Source organism: Rhizobium sp. 42MFCr.1, from assembly GCF_000377185.1.
In the GTDB taxonomy this organism is placed as follows: domain Bacteria; phylum Pseudomonadota; class Alphaproteobacteria; order Rhizobiales; family Rhizobiaceae; genus Rhizobium; species Rhizobium altiplani.
The window spans coordinates 56,336-72,849 of record NZ_KB897828.1 but is presented as its reverse complement, the minus strand read 5'-3'; the positions used below and the strand labels follow the sequence as shown (position 1 = coordinate 72,849).

Annotated in this window: 19 protein-coding genes; 7 read left to right on the top strand and 12 right to left on the bottom strand. The window is 60.4% G+C overall.

Translation table 11 applies throughout. The features are described from left to right. Window positions 1-98: 98 nt before the first annotated feature. A complete protein-coding gene (locus tag C934_RS0113255; protein ID WP_025659304.1) occupies window positions 99-1,124 on the bottom strand; it encodes a porin in 1,026 nt (341 codons plus the stop codon). A 488-nt stretch (window positions 1,125-1,612) separates the two neighbouring features. On the opposite strand from C934_RS0113255, the gene C934_RS0113245 reads away from it, so the two are divergent. The 5 genes from C934_RS0113245 to C934_RS0113225 all read left to right on the top strand — a co-directional run bounded on the left by C934_RS0113245 (window position 1,613) and on the right by C934_RS0113225 (window position 4,586). Beyond that, complete coding sequence (locus C934_RS0113245) at window positions 1,613-2,608, top strand: LysR substrate-binding domain-containing protein (protein ID WP_018857168.1); 996 nt, start codon at window positions 1,613-1,615, stop codon at window positions 2,606-2,608. Window positions 2,609-2,807: 199 nt separating this feature from the next. Further along, a complete protein-coding gene (locus tag C934_RS0113240; protein ID WP_018857167.1) occupies window positions 2,808-3,161 on the top strand; it encodes a DUF1428 domain-containing protein in 354 nt (117 codons plus the stop codon). An 81-nt stretch (window positions 3,162-3,242) separates the two neighbouring features. Next, window positions 3,243-3,665, top strand: coding sequence for a secondary thiamine-phosphate synthase enzyme YjbQ (locus C934_RS0113235; RefSeq protein WP_018857166.1), 423 nt, complete (start codon window positions 3,243-3,245; stop codon window positions 3,663-3,665). Between the two features lie 102 nt (window positions 3,666-3,767). Further along, window positions 3,768-4,067, top strand: a complete 300-nt coding sequence (locus tag C934_RS0113230; protein WP_018857165.1) for a hypothetical protein — start codon at window positions 3,768-3,770, stop codon at window positions 4,065-4,067. Window positions 4,068-4,235: 168 nt separating this feature from the next. After that, the gene (locus C934_RS0113225; protein ID WP_018116228.1) at window positions 4,236-4,586 is read left to right on the top strand and encodes a hypothetical protein; all 351 of its coding nucleotides are present in this window, start codon (window positions 4,236-4,238) and stop codon (window positions 4,584-4,586) included. An 80-nt stretch (window positions 4,587-4,666) separates the two neighbouring features. Here the strand turns inward: C934_RS0113225 and C934_RS0113220 are convergent, their stop codons facing one another. From C934_RS0113220 to C934_RS0113210, 3 genes are all read right to left on the bottom strand, one after another. Further along, on the bottom strand, window positions 4,667-5,653 hold the full coding sequence (locus tag C934_RS0113220) for a DMT family transporter (protein ID WP_018857164.1): 987 nt from the start codon (window positions 5,651-5,653) through the stop codon (window positions 4,667-4,669). A 117-nt stretch (window positions 5,654-5,770) separates the two neighbouring features. Then, window positions 5,771-6,256: an NUDIX domain-containing protein gene (locus C934_RS0113215; RefSeq protein WP_018857163.1), complete on the bottom strand. Its 486-nt coding sequence runs from the start codon at window positions 6,254-6,256 to the stop codon at window positions 5,771-5,773. 60 nt (window positions 6,257-6,316) lie between these two features. Beyond that, the gene (locus tag C934_RS0113210; RefSeq protein ID WP_018116204.1) at window positions 6,317-6,577 is read right to left on the bottom strand and encodes a hypothetical protein; all 261 of its coding nucleotides are present in this window, start codon (window positions 6,575-6,577) and stop codon (window positions 6,317-6,319) included. Window positions 6,578-6,955: 378 nt separating this feature from the next. Here C934_RS0113210 and C934_RS0113205 point away from each other — a divergent pair, with 378 nt between their 5' ends. Next, window positions 6,956-7,444: a GAF domain-containing protein gene (locus C934_RS0113205; RefSeq protein ID WP_018857161.1), complete on the top strand. Its 489-nt coding sequence runs from the start codon at window positions 6,956-6,958 to the stop codon at window positions 7,442-7,444. Window positions 7,445-7,456: 12 nt separating this feature from the next. On the opposite strand, the gene C934_RS0113200 is transcribed toward C934_RS0113205, so the two are convergent. The 8 genes from C934_RS0113200 to C934_RS0113165 form a co-directional block, all read right to left on the bottom strand. After that, window positions 7,457-7,807 (bottom strand): ribbon-helix-helix domain-containing protein, encoded by a 351-nt coding sequence (locus C934_RS0113200; protein WP_018857160.1) that lies wholly within the window; start codon window positions 7,805-7,807, stop codon window positions 7,457-7,459. 21 nt (window positions 7,808-7,828) lie between these two features. Next, entirely contained in the window at window positions 7,829-8,425 is a 597-nt protein-coding gene (locus C934_RS0113195; protein WP_018857159.1) for a DJ-1/PfpI family protein, read from the bottom strand. Window positions 8,426-8,597: 172 nt separating this feature from the next. Beyond that, on the bottom strand, window positions 8,598-8,708 hold the full coding sequence (gene cydX, locus C934_RS33645; RefSeq protein WP_018857158.1) for a cytochrome bd-I oxidase subunit CydX: 111 nt from the start codon (window positions 8,706-8,708) through the stop codon (window positions 8,598-8,600). A 12-nt stretch (window positions 8,709-8,720) separates the two neighbouring features. Further along, entirely contained in the window at window positions 8,721-9,875 is a 1,155-nt protein-coding gene (gene cydB, locus C934_RS0113185) for a cytochrome d ubiquinol oxidase subunit II (protein ID WP_018857157.1), read from the bottom strand. A 5-nt stretch (window positions 9,876-9,880) separates the two neighbouring features. Beyond that, window positions 9,881-11,461, bottom strand: a complete 1,581-nt coding sequence (locus C934_RS0113180) for a cytochrome ubiquinol oxidase subunit I (protein WP_018857156.1) — start codon at window positions 11,459-11,461, stop codon at window positions 9,881-9,883. A gap of 76 nt (window positions 11,462-11,537) precedes the next feature. Next, a complete protein-coding gene (gene cydC, locus C934_RS0113175) occupies window positions 11,538-13,229 on the bottom strand; it encodes a thiol reductant ABC exporter subunit CydC (protein ID WP_018857155.1) in 1,692 nt (563 codons plus the stop codon). Further along, the gene (gene cydD, locus C934_RS0113170; RefSeq protein WP_018857154.1) at window positions 13,226-14,920 is read right to left on the bottom strand and encodes a thiol reductant ABC exporter subunit CydD; all 1,695 of its coding nucleotides are present in this window, start codon (window positions 14,918-14,920) and stop codon (window positions 13,226-13,228) included. Before cydD ends, cydC begins: the two co-directional genes overlap by 4 nt. Window positions 14,921-14,924: 4 nt before the next feature. Continuing rightward, on the bottom strand, window positions 14,925-15,503 hold the full coding sequence (locus tag C934_RS0113165; protein WP_018857153.1) for a GbsR/MarR family transcriptional regulator: 579 nt from the start codon (window positions 15,501-15,503) through the stop codon (window positions 14,925-14,927). A 290-nt stretch (window positions 15,504-15,793) separates the two neighbouring features. On the opposite strand from C934_RS0113165, the gene C934_RS0113160 reads away from it, so the two are divergent. Further along, the gene (locus C934_RS0113160; RefSeq protein WP_051085590.1) at window positions 15,794-16,468 is read left to right on the top strand and encodes a Crp/Fnr family transcriptional regulator; all 675 of its coding nucleotides are present in this window, start codon (window positions 15,794-15,796) and stop codon (window positions 16,466-16,468) included. Window positions 16,469-16,514: the final 46 nt, after the last annotated feature.

The window sequence follows — 16,514 nt, the reverse complement described above, 5'->3', positions numbered from 1 at the left end:
AACCGGACCAGTCCCCGTAACTGATCGGAGGTCAATCGGATCAGAAAACGCAGTACCAGGCGGCGCCCTAGGTTGATCCAGGGCGCCGGGGAGTTTGATTAGAACGCGCGCTGCAGGCGGAAGAAGCCCTTCGTTACTTCGTCAGCGTCGTCCGGATCGGTGTAGTCGACGGTTGCCTTGGCATAGAGATTGTCGACGATCTGGTAGTCGACCGTGATGCCGACCTTCCAGGCATCGCCGAGGCCGTCGAACGAGTTGCCGTGGAAGGTGTCGAGATCGGGAACGTAGTTGCCGAAGTACTGGGCCATCGGGGTGATGGTCCACTTGTCGGTCGCCTTGATCGCGTATTCTGCCGCAACAGTCCATTCCGACTGAGAGTAGTAGGAGTTCGGACCAGATGCATAGACACCTGCCAGGCCGAGGGTGCCAGGGCCGATATCAGCGAAGATCATGCCTCGAACAGCGCCTTCTTCGTTGTCGGTGTCGTAGCCGCCGATGAGCTGGTAGCTGACTACGCCAGCCTTGCCGCCAACGCCGAGGGCGACGCCAACGTTGTTCGGGTTTTCACCGTCCTTGAAGTAGCCGTCTTCCAGTTCGTCTACGCTGATGCCGGCGTAGAAATCGCCGTTTTCATACTGGTAGCGAATGGAGTTGTGCAGGGTTTCAAAGCTGGAGAGAACGTCCGGCTCGCCGGAAAGGTCGTCATCCCACCAGCTGTAGAACAGACCAGCGCGGAAGCCGGCGATGTCGATATATGCCGAGTCCAGGGTCGAGTTGGTCGAAGCGTTGTCGCCGTTGTTACGGAGAACGATAACGCCGGTGAGCGGACCATACTCGGTGTCGCTCTTGGCGGTGAACTGAACCTGAGCGCGCGTACGGGCGTTCCAGTCCGAGGTGCCCTTCTGATCCGGGCCGCCATAGACTTCAAAACGCAGGTAACCGCTGACCTTGAGGCAGGTTTCGGTGCCCGGGATGTAGAAGTAGCCCGTGCCGTACGCGTCGCAGACGCGGACGTATTCAACTGGCTCGGGTTCAGCTGCGACGATTGCGTCAGCAGCAAAGACCGGCGTGGACGCAGCAGCAAATGCTGCGGCGGAGGTCAGCAAAGCCATCCGTATGTTCATTTGAAAATCCATTTCCTTTTCGAGTGAACTGCCACCGTGGGAGACGGGGCGGTTCCGATAGTCTGCCTTTCGGCTGGCGGATCAGCGAACCGCCGAAGCCTTAATTTCATCCTTGATTAAATCTATCAATTCTCCCGGTATGAAAATCCCTCGTTGAGACAGCCGTTTGGCTCTTTGTGTGGTTTTTATGTAACAATATCAAACACTTAGGCGCAAAGACACCTTGCGCCGCAACTCTGCGGGACATCGCGGTGGCCGGTGCTGTTTTCGGAGGCTCGTGGGAGCGCGTCTGGCGCCATCATTGCAATGGCGCCAAAGGAAATCTCCCCGCAGATAGTCCCGCCGCCGGTCGAACTGAAGGGCGCTGATTGGAACGCAGTGTTCCAAATTTGGAACGAAATCTTGTTCGTGGCGGTTGGCATCATCTGCCGGGACAGGTAAGCGATAACGGGCCGCCGGCCTGTCGTGCTTACTGAAAGGGGTGCCCCATGCTCAATGCAGAGGGTGTTTTCCAGGATCTGAACGATTTCGTCTATTTTGCCGCAGTTGTTCGTCACAACGGCTTTTCCGCCGCCGGGCGGGTGCTGAACATGCCGAAATCAAAGCTCAGCCGGCACATCACTGCGCTGGAGACGCGGCTTGGTGTCAGGCTGCTCGAGCGAACGGTCAACCGGTTCCGGGTGACGGAAATCGGACGCGCCTTCTACAATCACTGCGAAAACATGCTGCGCGAAGCCGATCGCGCCGCCAAGGCGATCAACGATGCAACCGGCGAGCCACAGGGGCAAATCCGCATAAGCGTGCCGCACGGATTGCTGGACGGCTCTCTTGGCACCATGATCCCGGAGTTTCTCAATAGATACCCCAAGGTGCAGCTGCAGATACTCACCACGGATCGGCGAGTCGACATCATCGATGAGCGCCTTGATCTTGCAGTTCGGGCGCAATTGACCGAGGAGACCGATTCTGAACTGACGATGCGAGTGCTCAGCAAGGTGGATTTGATCCTTGTGGCCAACCAGAAGGTTGCGAGCTCGCTGCCGTCGATCGAAGGCGTCGAATGTCTTGCCGATGCACCAACGGTATCGTTTGCCGGGCCGATGACGGAGTGGCAGGATTTGGATGTCTGGGAATTCACCGGACCGGATGGCACTCGATACCGGCACCAGCACAAGCCACGCATGAGTTGCCGCAGCGTGTCGGCGATTCTAGAGGCTATCTATGCCGGGGTCGGGGTAGGGCTTTTGCCCGACCACATCTGCGCCGAGGGGATACGCGACGGCCGGTTGGTCCGCCTTCTGCCGGATTACCGGATGTCGCAGGCCACGATCTATCTCGTCTTTACGGCCTCTCGAGGACTGCCGACTGCGGTTCGGGCGCTCGTCGACTTTCTCGTGGAACAGTTCCGAACGCTGCGCGTCACCACGCAGTGCCAGGAGGCCGACATGCAGGCGCAGCGGCTTATCGAGTTGTCCGGCGCTTAGCCCGCGCCCGAGCGCAGCGACGCCGATCTTCGCCATTCGCCGCGCCCTAGAGAAGCTGTCGACAGTCGGCTCGAAATTATTCCCGGCGGCAATTCTCTTGCCTATCGCCGATCCTGCCTAATCTTAAGTTGAAGAGGGATGTCGGTCCAAGCCGCCTCCGTTCGTCCTTGGACGCGCAACAACGCTAAGGGAGAAAAACATGTCCTATGTCGATGGGTTCGTCGTGGCTGTGCCGCAGAAGAACATCGAGGCGTACAAGGCCTTTTCCGCCACCACCGGCGCAGTCTGGAAGTCCTATGGGGCCAAGGAATATGTCGAATGCATCGCCGATGATGTGCCATATGGGGAACTGACCTCGTTTCCCCGTGCGGTCCAGGCGGCAGATGATGAAGTCGTGATCTTTTCCTGGATCGTCTATAGCTCACGCCAGGACCGGGACGACATCATGAAGAAGGTGATGGCAGACCCGCGCCTTCAAGGCGACGCGTGGAAGTCCATCTTCGATGGCAAACGGATGATTTTCGGTGGATTCGTTCCCTTCCTGCAGCTTTGAGAGTTCGGAGGAAATGCGGTACTGACATAAGGTCAGCCGAACGTCTCGTCTCGCAAGAGATATGCAAGTGGAACATCGTTCATGCCCCAGAAGATCATCAGCATTTCCACCAGGGGGCAAGGATTTTACGAGTTTACAGCAGAAGCAGCATCTTTCGTTCGCGCCACTGGCGCGGCCGAAGGGCTGCTGACGGTTTTCGTGCGCCACACCTCATGCTCGCTGCTCATCCAGGAAAACGCCGACCCGGATGTTCGCACCGACCTCGACGGATTCTTCCGTCGATTGGTGCCACCCAGTTCCGATCCTTCGATGCGTTGGATTGTCCATACGACGGAGGGTCCCGACGATATGCCCGCGCATATCAAAGCCGCGTTGACGCAGGTTTCCATCAGCGTTCCGGTTATCGGCGGTCGGCTCGCACTCGGCACATGGCAAGGAATCTACCTGTTCGAACACCGCGACAGGCCGCATCGGCGCGAGATCGTGCTGCATCTCGGCGGCTGAACCTGAACTGAACGGCCAGTTCGAAGATCATTCATTTTCATAGGGTTATGGTCTGCACAATCCCGTACGGGAGATGTAAGCAACCATTTAGAGAGTCGTATCATGACCCATTTCATCACCAAGGCTTCATTTGCCGCTCTTATCGCATTGGCCTCGATTCCGTTCGCTACGCCGAATGCCTCGGCTTCGGAATGGGGACGTCCACCAGTCCATGTTCAGCACCGTCCAATGCATGCCTGCTCGCCCGTGCAGGCGGTTCAGAAGGCACGTTGGTCGGGTCTGCGCTCAGCGCGCGTCACCAACGTTACGCCGCGCCGTGTCGTCGTTTCGGGCCGCGACCATCGCGGCTGGGACCAGATGGTCTTCGCCAACGTTCGCGGTTGCCCCGTGATCCGCCGCTAAATGACTTCGTCCACAATGGCGCCCTCGGCTTGCCTTGCCCGCGCCATTTTCGGCCTGCTCTGTGCGAATCGCATATGAATGCGCAAATCCGGAAGGGTTGGACATGACCTTGCCGGCAAGAGTGTAGCGAATGGGGAAGGCCTTTGCCGTACCCGAGGGAGAATTTCGATGATGCAATTTCTGGCCAAGGCCGGCCTTGCGACGTTGCTCGTTGTCGGCACGGTTGCCGGGGTGACTGCGCCGGCTTCCGCCCAGGTAGACGTCTATATTGGTAGTGGCCGCCCGCCACCGCCTCCGGGTTACTACCGCCCGCCACCGCCCGACTATAACCGCCCGCCGCCGCGTGGCCGCGGCTGTGACCCGCGGCTGGCAGAAGACATCGCACGTGACTACGGCTTCCGTCGTGCACGTGTGGTCGACGTCACGCCTCGCCGTGTGATCGTCGAGGGCTGGACGCGCCGCGGCGCGGACGAAATCAGCTTCGCCAACGCCCGCGGCTGCCCGGTCCTGCGCCGCTGACGGCGACGATCGCCAGACCCTGAGAAAATAGAAAACCGCCCTCGCAAACGTCTTTCGACTTCGGCAAGGGCGGTTTCTTTTTAGGCTTGAGGAATCGCGTGCGAAGCCGTTTGAGCCGGTTGCTCAATGTCGCCGGTCTCGTCGGTTGAGGTCGCAAGCGACGCCTGATTGTCAGCGGAAACGACCGCCCGCGGCAGCGGCGTGCCGCGTTTCTTTTCACGAGCCAGCGTCAGCAAGCCCGAGCAGATGATGAGAACGATGCCGGCAGCCATTGCAAGGTCGATGGCGTCGTGGAAGATCAAATATCCGAACGCGATGGCCCAAAGCATCTGGCTATACTGTGGAGGGGCAACGAGATTGGCCGGCGCCAGCCTGGCCGCGGTCATCAGCATGACGTTGCCCGCCCCACCGAGCAGGCCGTAGCTTGCAATGAACAGCCATTGGCGCGGAGTTGGAACGACCATCTCCGAGAGCATCAATATGCCGCTGACGGCAAGTGTGCCAAGCAGCGCTGCACCGTACAGCGACAGGCGCTTTTCGGCGGGCCCCATCTTTCGCATAATGACGATCGAGATTGCCGCAACCAGGCCGCCGATTGCCGCCGCAAGGTGACCAGCGGACAACTCGCGAAAACCCGGACGCAGCACGATCAGAACGCCGATGAAACCGACGACCACGGCCGCCCAGCGCTGCCAGCGCACATCTTCGCCGAGAAAGATGACGGACAGAATGGTTACGAAGGACGGCAGAAGAAACAGCAGACAGAAAGCCTCGGCCATCGGGAGCTTTGTGAATGTAATGATCGAAGCTATTGCTCCTATCGCGCCGCAAAAGAATCTCATCAGCCACAGAGTACGGTTCGTGCTCCTGACGATATCGAGCCAGGAATCATCCCTGTCTTTGATGAAGGGCAATGCGGCGCAACCGAACAGCGCGCCGATGAAGGCGATCTGATAGGCGGGCACGCCGCCATGCAGGATCTTGATCGATGCGTCACTGAACGCGAACACGGCATAGGCGCCAAACGCGACGAGAACACCGCGCGTTGCTGAAGAGAGGGCTGTCATGAATCAGATTCGTCCGGGAGGAGAGACTTCCAACTTTTACGGACAGCTGGCGGCAAAGCGATTGCCGATTGCGAATAGCTGCCATGCGCAATCGCAAGCCCAGGCTCTCACCGGCTTTCAGGTCGCATATACCTCCAGCGGGCTCTGCAACCGCCGTCGAAGGAAATCCGCGAGCAGCGGTTGCTGCCCTTTCAGGATCTTTTGCTCCGCATCCGGTAGTGTGAACCATTCGGCTCGGTCGACTTCGGGAAATTCCGCCATCACGCCGGAGCGCGGCGGCCACTCCATCTGAAAGTGATTGCTGGCAATGGCTTTGAGATCGGTGTCGGCCTCGATGGCCCAGGCAACGACAATCTTGCCACCGGGTTGTTTGTATTCCCCGAGATGGTGAAAACTGCCTTCGACGTCTACGCCCAACTCCTCGCGGGTTTCACGTCTTGCGGCATCAAGCTCATCTTCGTCCTCTTCCACGAGGCCCTTGGGGATCGACCACGCGCCGATGTCCTTCTTAGCCCAGTAGGGGCCTCCGGGATGAACCAGGAGGACCTCGTAGCTACCATCGCGGAGGCGGTAGATCAGCAGGCCTGCACTCCGCTTGGCCATCTCGACTGCATCCTTTTGCTCTGGGAGGAACGCTGGGCGTGAAGGCCCAGCGTCCTGCTTTTAATTTGGGGTCTGGCGAAGGGCCACGCCATAGTCGCGGTAAACGCTCAGGCAATCGGTATAGCTAAGCGAGCCGTTCTCGCCGTAAATGACATGGGCGCTGGACGCGCTGGTTGCCGCTTCCTCCGATACGAAAAGGATCGCCTCGCCAAGTGATTTTCCCGTGATCGGGAGTTCGGTGCCATCTTCCTGCATGATACCTTCAATGATTGCCGCTATCTGGCGGTGGCTAAAGACCGCCCGTCTGTCTTCCGGTGTCATCGTTCTTACCTCTGCTTGAAATCAATGGATCTATCTGCCCAGCCGAAGCGGTTTCATGACTTCGTGCGCAGCTCTGGTCGACATAGCTGCTCCGCTCGTCGGAATGCCCTAACAATGAGGGGCGGCAGGCGCGTTACCTGACCATCGCCCGATATCGCCGTGTGCGCAAACCGCAGCTGCCGGCCGACTTGGGTCACGACCGCAATAGGTCGTGATAGGGAACTAGATAGAGTCGGATCATCGACCGACAAGGTGGCTGGCGATAACTATCACCATCTAGTGACACAGTGCTCCGTCCCGGCCATCACGATTGCGTTTGGCAATCGGCATGCGTGTCACTATATCGACGCTCACCACAAAAACAGAAGCGACACGGACATGTTTCAAGCTGCGACCATTAATTCCGCCAACAAGGCCGATTTTTACGGGGAGCTCAGCCAGCAACTGAAGGGCTTGCTGCACGGTGAAAGCGATACGATCGCCAACGCCGCGAACACCTCGGCTCTCATGTTCGAAATGATGCCGGATCTGAATTGGGCTGGCTTTTACTTCCTGAAGTCGGACAGCGAGCTGGTCCTCGGGCCGTTCCAGGGTAAGGCGGCATGTGTCCGCATTGCCGTTGGCCGGGGAGTTTGCGGGTCGGCTGTGGAGAAGGGGACTTCGATCCTCGTGGAGGACGTGCATGCATTTCCCGGGCATATCGCCTGCGATGCTGCGTCCCGTTCGGAACTCGTCGTGCCGCTCCATCACAACGGCAAGATCCTCGGTGTCATCGACCTCGACAGCCCGACTGCGTCCCGCTTCGACGCTGAAGATCAGGCCGGTGTCGAGGCTATAGCGCGGATTTTCGTCGAGGCGAGCTACTGAACCCTTTCGGGCTCAGTGATATTTCTCCCGCTCGCGAACGAGGATTGCCGGAGCATTCAGCCCGGCAATCGATTGGTTGACATCCGCCGGGATATCTCCTGTCAGCTGGAGATCGAGGTAACGCGCGCAGCACACCCTCAGGAAAGACGTGAAGTTCCCGAGATCGTGGCCGGCATCGATGGATTCGTGATGCAACCTGGCAATCAGCTGCGTAACGTTCATGCGGTCTCGCCTGGCGATCTCTTCCAGTTTCGACCAGAAGAAGTTTTCCAGTCGAACGCTTGTCACCATGCCATCAATCCGCAACGATCGAGTCGTGCTCTCCCAGAGCTTCGCGTCCGCCTTGATGAACAGCTCGCACATCTCGTCTCTCCCTCCGTCTCCTCAGGCGGCGTCCGTTTGTAGCAGCGCCGATGCGTCCAGCACAGCCATGAATTGCCGTAACCAGGAGGGATGTGCCGGCCATGCCGGTGCGGTGACGAGGTTGCTGTCCGAGACCGCGTCGCTGATGGCGATATCCGCGTAAATGCCGCCGGCGAGTTCGACTTCCGGGCGGCAAGCGGGATAGGCCGAGCAGGTGCGGCCCTTGAGGACACCGGCTGCGGCAAGGAGCTGAGCGCCGTGGCAGATCGCCGCTACAGGCTTGCCGGCCTCGAAGAAGTGCCGGACGGCTTTGATGACATCAGGGTTGAGGCGCAGATACTCGGGCGCGCGACCGCCAGGGATCACGAGCGCGTCGTAATCTTCAGCGCGAATACTGGAGAAGGTTGCGTTGAGCGCGAAGTTGTGACCGCGCTTCTCGGAATAGGTCTGATCGCCTTCGAAATCATGGATAGCGGTCGCGACTGTCTCGCCGGCATTCTTGCCGGGGCACGTAGCGTGAACCGTATAGCCGCAGGCGAGCAGCGTCTGGAATGGGACCATCGTTTCATAGTCCTCGGTGAAGTCGCCGGTAATCATCAGAATCTTCGAAGCTGGCATCTGTTTCCTCCCAAAACCAACGGGAGGAGCTTAGCAAGGCAGGCGAGCGAACGGGTACTAAGGGAATACTACAGCCGAGATTCCGATGAGGCCGCGCACGCAAAAAGCAAAGGGGAAGCACCGGTCGAGCGCGTCCCCGTCTGTTCTATTGCCAGGCAGACAAAAAAAGTCGCTATTGCTTCTTCTTTTTTGCCTCGTCGTCCATCAGTTCATACCACATGGCGTTGAGGACGGCGAAGGCGGCGGCCAGAGGCAAGCCGAGGATCCATGCGAAGTACCACATCGTCTTTCTCCTTTAATAAGCGTGGCCGCTCTTGTCGTTGACCGTCCCTTCATCGACCTTGCCCCAGAGAACTTTGTAGACCCAGGAAGTGTAGGCGATGATTATCGGTAGAAAAATCAGCGACACGACAAGCATGACGAATAGCGTCGTGTGGCTCGACGAGGCATCCCACACCGTCAGGCTCGAGTTTGGCTCGAGCGAGGAGGGCAGGATGAACGGGAACATCGAGAGACCGACGGTCGAGATGATTCCGAAGATCGAGAGCTTGCTGAAAAGCAGCGTTGCGACTTCCCACTTCGCCCGCATGGCGACAAAGGCTGCCGCGGCTCCAAGGAAGCCCAGGACCGGCGCAATCATCATCCACGGATAGGTGCCGTAGTTGGCCAGCCACGAGCCGTCATGCGCTGCCGTCTTGAGGAGCGGATTCGACGGACCGGCCGGATCGATCTCGCTGGTGATACTGTAGCCGTTTACACCAAGCGCCAAAAAAACTCCGCCGAGCGCGAAGAGGGCGATCACGCCAAGCGCGGCCAGGCTGCCGTAGCTTCTTGCACGCTCCGCGACCGGACCGCTGGCTTTCAGGACCAGCCAGGCTGCACCGTGCATGACGAGCATTGCGACCGAAAGCAGGCCGCAAAGCAGCGCGTATGGGTTCAGCAACCCGAAGAACGACCCCTCGTAGAAGATGCGCATGTCAGCCGGATCGAAGCGGAAGGGTACGCCCTGCAGCACGTTGCCGACGGCTACGCCGAAGATCAGCGACGGAACGAAACCGCCGATGAACAGCGCCCAGTCCCAGTTGTTGCGCCAGCGGGCGCTCTCGCGCTTCGAGCGATATTTGAAGCCGACCGGCCTCAGGATGAGCGCGAGGAGGATCGCGAACATCGCGAGGTAAAAGCCGGAGAACGAGACCGCGTAAAGCGGCGGCCAGGCAGCGAAGATCGCGCCGCCGCCGAGGATCAGCCAGACCTGGTTTCCTTCCCAGACAGGGCCGATCGTGTTGATGGCAATACGGCGCTCCGTATCCGTCTTTGCGACGAAGGGCAACAACGTGCCGACGCCAAGGTCGAAGCCATCCGTGGCGGCAAAGCCGATCAGGATCACGCCGAGAAGCAGCCACCAGATCAAGCGGAGGACTTCGTAGTCTATGAGTTCGTGCAGGATCATGATCGTTATTCCGCGGCTGGAACGAGGGTTTCGGAGATCAGCTCGGCTTCCGGCTCATTGTCCGGCTCAGGTCCCTTTTGGATGGCTCTGATCATCAGCGTCATCTCGACGACGATCAGCACTGTATAGAGCGCGGCAAAGCCGCAGATCGTCAGCAGAACCGTTCTTGCGCCTAGGCTCGACACGGCCATTGCGGTCGGCAGCACACCTTCAATGACCCATGGCTGGCGGCCGATCTCGGCGACGACCCAGCCTGCTTCAATGGCAAGCCAGGGAAGCGGGATGGCGAAGACAGCGATCATCAGCAGCAGTGGATACTTATCCAGGTGGCGCCGTGCCGACAGCCAGAAGAAGGTCGCCGTCAGGACGATGAAGAACATGCCGAGCCCGACCATGACGCGGAACGACCAGAAGAGCGTCGGCACATGCGGAACGGTGTCGCGCGCGGCCTGGGTGATCTGCGCGTCAGTCGCCTGGCGCGGATCGTCGACATAGCGCTTCAGAAGAAGGGCATAGCCAAGCTCATGCCCCAGTTCCTCGAAGGAGGTGCGGAGTTGAGGTGCAACCGCGTCCGGCGTTGCGGCGGCACGGATCTGCATCAGCGCGTCGTAAGCCTTGATGCCGTCGCGGATACGCCCTTCAGCCTCCCGTTCCAGCTGGTCGATACCGGGTATTTCCGTCGTCAGCGAGCGTGTGCCGATCAGACCCATGACCCAGGGAATGTGAACGGCGAAATGTGTCTCGCGCGCGTCCTGATCGGGGAAGCCGAAGGCGGTGAAGGCGGCAGGCGCCGGTTCCGTCTTCCACATTGCCTCGATGGCGGCGAGCTTCATCTTCTGGTTTTCGGTTGCGAGGTAACCGCTTTCATCGCCGAGGACGACGACCGACAGTGCCGAGGCAAGGCCGAAGGAGGCGGCAACCGTCATAGAGCGCTTCGCCATTTCGAGGTGGCGGCCCTTGAGGAGGTACCAGGCCGAAACACCGAGAACGAAGATCGACGCGCAGACATAGCCGGCCGAGACGGTATGGACAAACTTCGCCTGGGCGACGGGGTTGAAGACCACGTCGAAGAAGCTGGTGATTTCCATGCGCATTGTCTGCGGATTGAGCGCCGAGCCGACCGGGTTCTGCATCCAGCCGTTGGCGACGAGAATCCATAGCGCCGAGAAATTGGAACCGAGTGCCACACACCATGTCGCCATTAGGTGACCGACCCTCGACAGCTTGTCCCATCCGAAGAAAAACAGGCCAACGAAGGTTGCCTCAAGGAAGAAGGCCATCAGCCCCTCGATTGCGAGCGGGGCACCAAAGATATCGCCGACATAGTAGCTGTAATAGCTCCAGTTCATGCCAAACTGGAATTCCATGACGATGCCGGTGGCGACACCGATCGCGAAGTTGATGCCGAAGAGTATGCCCCAGAACTTCGTCATCTGTCGCCAGATGTGGCGGCCCGTCATGACGTAGACGGTCTCCATGATGGCGAGCAGCACGGAGAGTCCGAGCGTCAAGGGTACGAATAAAAAGTGGTAAAGCGCGGTCAGCGCGAATTGGAAGCGCGATAGCGCGACGATGTCTAGTTCCATTGTTTTTCTCCCACGGCCCCATGGGGTATGAAGAGTTTCCGCCAAACCGGATTGCCTGGCGGCCATGTCGTGTGACTCAGTCCGGTCTCAGCCGGTTCAAAGCCTTTTCGAACGCCGTCTCTCCACGGCGTGAAACTTCTGTGATGCGACCATCCTCCATGACCGCGATGGCATCGGCTATCGCGGCTTCGCGACGGATATGTGTGGCGATGACGAGCGAGCGTCCGTTCGCCTTCTCCACCAGACGGCGGATGACGTCGCGCGCGGTGGCGCCATCGAGACCTTCCGTCGGCTCATCCAGCAGCCAGAGCGGCGTGTCGCGCAGGAAGAGGCGGGCGAGGGCAAGGCGGCGCGACTGACCACCCGAGAGCCCCATGCCGCCTTCGCCAAGCGGCGTGTCGAGGCCGCGCGGCAAAGCTGCGACATCCTGCAAGAGGCCCGCCGCGGCGAGCGCCTCGCGCAGGGCGGTGTCTGGTGCATCGGGGCTTGCAAGCAGGAGATTGCCGCGAAGGCTATCTTGGAAAAGCTCCGTTCGCTGCGTCAGCAGGGTGGCGTCGAGGCACTCGACGCTTCCTTGGCTGGCGCGCATTTCGGCTGCGAGGAGGGAAAGAAGTGTTGATTTTCCGGCGCCGCTGGTGCCAACTAGGGCGAGCTTCTCCCCCAATTGCAGATCGAGATCGATATTGTGAAGCACGGGTGTTTCCGTGTCGTGTCCCGCGCTGACGCGGCTCAGGCGAAGCGCAAAGCCGGGAAGTGGCGCGGCGCTGTGGTGTAGTTCTTCATCATCTGCCGACAGGCGGGGCGCGATGCGGCGGGCAGCCATAAGCGTACGGCCAAGTTCCATCGCCCCACGGCGCAAGGCACCAAAGGGCTCGACAGCGGCGAAGGCGATCAGGATTCCAAGCACGGCGACTGGTGGGCTGACTGCGCCCCCATGGGCCAATGCCGCGACTGCCAGCAGCGCACCGGTCAGCAACGCAGTGGCGGTGAAACCGAGGCCGATTGTGATGCCGGCTTCGATGCGGTTTAGGCGGTCGTCGGCGGCCGCGGCGTAGTGGTCGGCATCGGCAATCGCCGTACGCTGCGCGTCGAGGCGTCCGGCCATCAGCAAGTCGGTCTGCCCGGCAACGAGATCGATGGTGCGGGCGCGAATGGCTTCGATGCCGTGGGTGCGTCGACGGACGTGCTTCGTTGCCCGGCGTCCAGCAAACAGCGGAATGCCGAGACCTGCGACGAGCAAGACACTGCCGGCAGCCAGTCCAAAAAGCCGATCCATGAGACCAAGCGCGACGCTTGTTGCAAACGCTGCGACAATAGCGACGCCCGCGGGTACCAGCACGCGTAGGTAAAGGGAATCGAGTGCATCAATGTCGCCCGTCAGGCGGAAGAGCAGGCGGGCCGGTCGGCGTGCGAGCTCGCGTGCGGCACCGGGCGCGGCCCATCCACGGAACAGCCGTTCGCGCAGAGCTGCGAGGACGCTCAGCGTTGCGTCATGAGTGGCCAGCCGTTCGCCGTAGCGTGAGGCGGTTCGGCCGAGTGCAAGCAGGCGAATGCCGGCCGATGGCATGAAGATGTCGAAGGCGGCAATCGTTGCGGCCGAAAGTCCGGCGATGCCGGTTGCGGTGATGAACCAGCCGGAGAGGCCGAGCAGGGCAATCCCCGCGGAAACGGTGGTCGCGGAAAGTGCGGCCCCAAGAAGCAGACCGCGGCGGCGTGCGGTCAGGAAAAGCCTAACGATCGGCTTGAGGCTGGAAAGCGATGTGCTCACTCGGCGGCCTCCCGTGCAATTTCGCGATCAAGGACGACCGTCCGGCCCATGCGTGCGGCAAGCTGTGGGTCATGGGTTGCGACGACAAGGGTGCGGCCCTTGGCCAGAGCGAGCAGGCTCTCGGTGATGTCGCGTGCGGTTTCGGCGTCGAGATGGGCGGTCGGCTCGTCCGCAAGTACGATGCAGCCCTCCGCATTACAGGCGGCGCGGGCGATGGCGATGCGCAGGGCTTCGCCGCCGGACACTCCCGTGCCTCCATCGCCAAGCGGACCGCGAGCGTGGCTGCGGGCGAAGCGGCCGAGCTTTGCGAGATCAAGGGCTCTTGCCACGGCCTGCATGGAGACGCCGGGCCGGCCGAGCGAAATGTTACCGGCGACCGTGCCGGCAAAAATATGCGGCTTCTGGCCGACCCAGGAGATCTTGGCCTGAAGGGCGGGGCTGGCTGGTTGTCCGTCGAGGGTGACGCCGCCGGTCTCACAGGCGGCGTGGCCGGCGATCAGTGCGAGCAGGGTCGATTTGCCGGAGCCGCTGGCGCCGAGCAAAGCAACATGCTCGCCGGGGCGAATGCTCAAATTGAAGGTATCGATGGCGGCGTTGCTGCCCTCGCTGTAGCGGAAGCCGATATTCTCCAGGCGGATGGCACCAGCTGCAGTTTGGGGTGCGGATTTATCGCTTACGATGGGCAGTTGGAGTCCATCCGCACTCAGCGCTTCGATCGCCTTGGTCGCCGCTTCGCCGGCGGCACGGTCATGCCAGACAGCCGAGAGCTCGCGCAGCGGCTCGAAGAAGGCGGGTGCAAGCAGCAACACGAAGAGACCGCTCGTCAGGTCGAAACCACTGGCCCAGGCACCGAAACGGATCTCGCCGAGCAGGGAGAAGCCGACATAGACGGCGACCAGCGCGACGCCCAGCGCAGCGAAAAGCTCGAGAACCGCCGACGACAGGAAGGCGATTTTCAGAACGGCCATGGTGCGGGCCTTCAGCGAGTCTGCATCGGCTCTGAGCCTCGTCGCGGTGGCATCGACGGCACGAAGCGAACGGATCGTGGCCATGCCACGCAGGCGATCGAGGAGGAAACCGTTAAGGCCGCCAGTCGCCGCCAACTGCTTCTCACTCGCCGCCTGCGCACGCCAGCCGATCAATGCCATGAAGATCGGGATCAGCGGCATGGCAAAAAGGAGAATGAGAGCTGCAATCCAGGAAATGGGGAACACGCAGGCAAGGATGACAAGCGGCACTGCACTCGCCTTGAAGCGGGCGGGTTGGAAGCGCGAGAGATAGGGAACGATCATATCGGCTTGCTCGCCGATGATGCTTGCGGCTTCGCCGGAGCTAGGTCTTTTGCTGTCGATCGGCGAGCGTCGGGCGAGGGCTGCGACGGCCAGTTCACGCCGCATCGACAATTCGGCGCGCGCTGCGCGAAATGCCATACGGCCACCGGTGGCCTCGAGGCAGCTTTTTACTATCCCGAGCAGTGCAATATAGATGGCGAGCCACAAGACGTCGTTGAAGCCGCCACCGTTCGCGATGCGGCCGACTGCCGTTGCGAGAAGCGCTGCCTGCGGGATCCAGATGAGCGATGCCAGGGTCTGGACAGCCGCTGCCTTGCGTAGCCCACCATGTCTGGGCACAGGTTTCGACGGCTTGCCGAAAGCCTGCTTTCCGTTTGCGTCTAAGCAAGCACTTGCCATAGCGCTAACTCTTGTTCGCAGGATTGGGCCGGCGGCCGCGGCCGAGCGAAACGACTCGGTCCTTGGCCTCTAGCAGCTTCGTCACTTTCGCACCTAAGGAGAGTAACGTTGCAAGCCGCTCTGTTTCAAGTTGTTTTACGTCTTCGTACCAATGCGTTAGCTGCTCGATCAGGGCGTGCATCTCGCTCATGCGCTCTTGGGCATGGCGCTCGGCATCGCTTGCCGGGCGCTGCATCAGGATTTCCCGCAGCACCGAGAGCGTCGGATCGACCTCGCGTTTCTTGCGCTCTTCCGCCAGCGTTCGCAGGATCTGCCAAACGTCGTCCGGGGTGGTGAAGAAGTCGCGCCGGTCATCCGGCTTGTGTTTCAGCAGGACGAGGTTCCAAGTCTGCAGTTCGCGCAGGCTCATCGAGACGTTCGAGCGCGAAATGCTGAGGGCATCGGCAATTTCCTCGGCACAGAGCGGTGAAGGCGACACGTAGAGCAGGGCGTAGATCTGGCCGACCGTGCGGTTGATGCCCCACCGGGAGCCCATTTCACCGAAATGCAGAACAAAGGATTGAACCAGTGGTGGGAGATTCATATCGGTCTCCGTAATGTCTGTAATTTCAGAAATTTCTGAAATCACTATAATCCGGTCGGCTGTCTGGGCAATCGGCAAGTGAGGCCTGCGGCAATTTGGTGCCTCGATAGGGGTCAGGAAGCAGAAGCCGGCCGATCGCTGGGGAACGGCGTAGCGCGCCGCTGCATCGTGACACTTTGACCACGATCAAGAAATTGCTGTTCTCTCGCCATGGCCGTGGTCTATGCTTTTGCGCGGAGCTGATTTTGATGCGCAAAGACATACATAATTCAAACATCCCAGTGCGTTGCATGAGCTGTGAGATCCGCCACAAGGGCGTGTGCGGTGCGCTCAGCGCTGAGGAGCTGCTGATGCTTTCCGCGCATACACGCCTGGTCAATTATCAATCCGGCGACGAGCTCGCTGGCGAGAAGATGCCGGCCGAATCCTATGCCACCGTGATCCGCGGCGTCGTGAAGCTTACTAAGAGGCTGGAAGACGGACGACAGCAGATCGTCGGCCTGCAGTTCGCTCCTGACCTTCTCGGCAGGCTCAATGCGAATGAGAATGCCGTGTCGGTGGAGGCTGCCTCCGACGTCAACCTCTGTCGCATTCCGAAGGCCGCGCTGGAGCGCATGGTCAAGAGTAATCCCGCACTGGCCGAGCGGCTGATGGCGCAGGCGCTGCGTGAGCTGGACGAAGCGCGGGACTGGATGGTAACGCTCGGACGCAAGACGGCCGCCGAGAAGGTTGCTAGTTTCCTGTTGCTGATCGCCACCCATCTCGATCCCGAAACTGTCGGCGAAAAGCGCCGGTTCGAGCTGCCTTTGTCGCGGGCCGACATTGCCGACTTCCTGGGGCTGACCGTCGAAACGGTTTCCCGCCAGCTGTCGAAGCTGAGAACCGACGGCGTGATCTCGATCGTCGCCAACAGGCATATCGAGGTGCCGAAGCTGTCAAAGCTCAAGGCCTGTTGCGGCTCCTGACGATCCCTGTGCGGCATTCTTGAATGCAGGTTGCCGAGCAAGCCCA

Excerpts from the sequence above, each read along its gene's own strand:
- C934_RS0113255 (WP_025659304.1), bottom strand. The coding sequence starts at position 1,124 with ATGAACATACGGATGGCTTTGCTGACCTCCGCCGCAGCATTTGCTGCT.
- C934_RS0113180 (WP_018857156.1), bottom strand. The coding sequence starts at position 11,461 with ATGGAACTAGACATCGTCGCGCTATCGCGCTTCCAATTCGCGCTGACC.
- C934_RS0113240 (WP_018857167.1), top strand. The coding sequence starts at position 2,808 with ATGTCCTATGTCGATGGGTTCGTCGTGGCTGTGCCGCAGAAGAACATC.
- C934_RS0113220 (WP_018857164.1), bottom strand. The coding sequence starts at position 5,653 with ATGACAGCCCTCTCTTCAGCAACGCGCGGTGTTCTCGTCGCGTTTGGC.
- C934_RS0113215 (WP_018857163.1), bottom strand. The coding sequence starts at position 6,256 with ATGGCCAAGCGGAGTGCAGGCCTGCTGATCTACCGCCTCCGCGATGGT.
- C934_RS0113200 (WP_018857160.1), bottom strand. The coding sequence starts at position 7,807 with ATGTGCGAGCTGTTCATCAAGGCGGACGCGAAGCTCTGGGAGAGCACG.
- C934_RS0113205 (WP_018857161.1), top strand. The coding sequence starts at position 6,956 with ATGTTTCAAGCTGCGACCATTAATTCCGCCAACAAGGCCGATTTTTAC.
- cydX (WP_018857158.1), bottom strand. The coding sequence starts at position 8,708 with ATGTGGTACTTCGCATGGATCCTCGGCTTGCCTCTGGCCGCCGCCTTC.
- C934_RS0113210 (WP_018116204.1), bottom strand. The coding sequence starts at position 6,577 with ATGACACCGGAAGACAGACGGGCGGTCTTTAGCCACCGCCAGATAGCG.
- C934_RS0113225 (WP_018116228.1), top strand. The coding sequence starts at position 4,236 with ATGATGCAATTTCTGGCCAAGGCCGGCCTTGCGACGTTGCTCGTTGTC.
- C934_RS0113160 (WP_051085590.1), top strand. The coding sequence starts at position 15,794 with ATGAGCTGTGAGATCCGCCACAAGGGCGTGTGCGGTGCGCTCAGCGCT.
- C934_RS0113230 (WP_018857165.1), top strand. The coding sequence starts at position 3,768 with ATGACCCATTTCATCACCAAGGCTTCATTTGCCGCTCTTATCGCATTG.
- cydB (WP_018857157.1), bottom strand. The coding sequence starts at position 9,875 with ATGATCCTGCACGAACTCATAGACTACGAAGTCCTCCGCTTGATCTGG.
- C934_RS0113165 (WP_018857153.1), bottom strand. The coding sequence starts at position 15,503 with ATGAATCTCCCACCACTGGTTCAATCCTTTGTTCTGCATTTCGGTGAA.
- C934_RS0113245 (WP_018857168.1), top strand. The coding sequence starts at position 1,613 with ATGCTCAATGCAGAGGGTGTTTTCCAGGATCTGAACGATTTCGTCTAT.
- cydD (WP_018857154.1), bottom strand. The coding sequence starts at position 14,920 with ATGGCAAGTGCTTGCTTAGACGCAAACGGAAAGCAGGCTTTCGGCAAG.
- C934_RS0113235 (WP_018857166.1), top strand. The coding sequence starts at position 3,243 with ATGCCCCAGAAGATCATCAGCATTTCCACCAGGGGGCAAGGATTTTAC.
- C934_RS0113195 (WP_018857159.1), bottom strand. The coding sequence starts at position 8,425 with ATGCCAGCTTCGAAGATTCTGATGATTACCGGCGACTTCACCGAGGAC.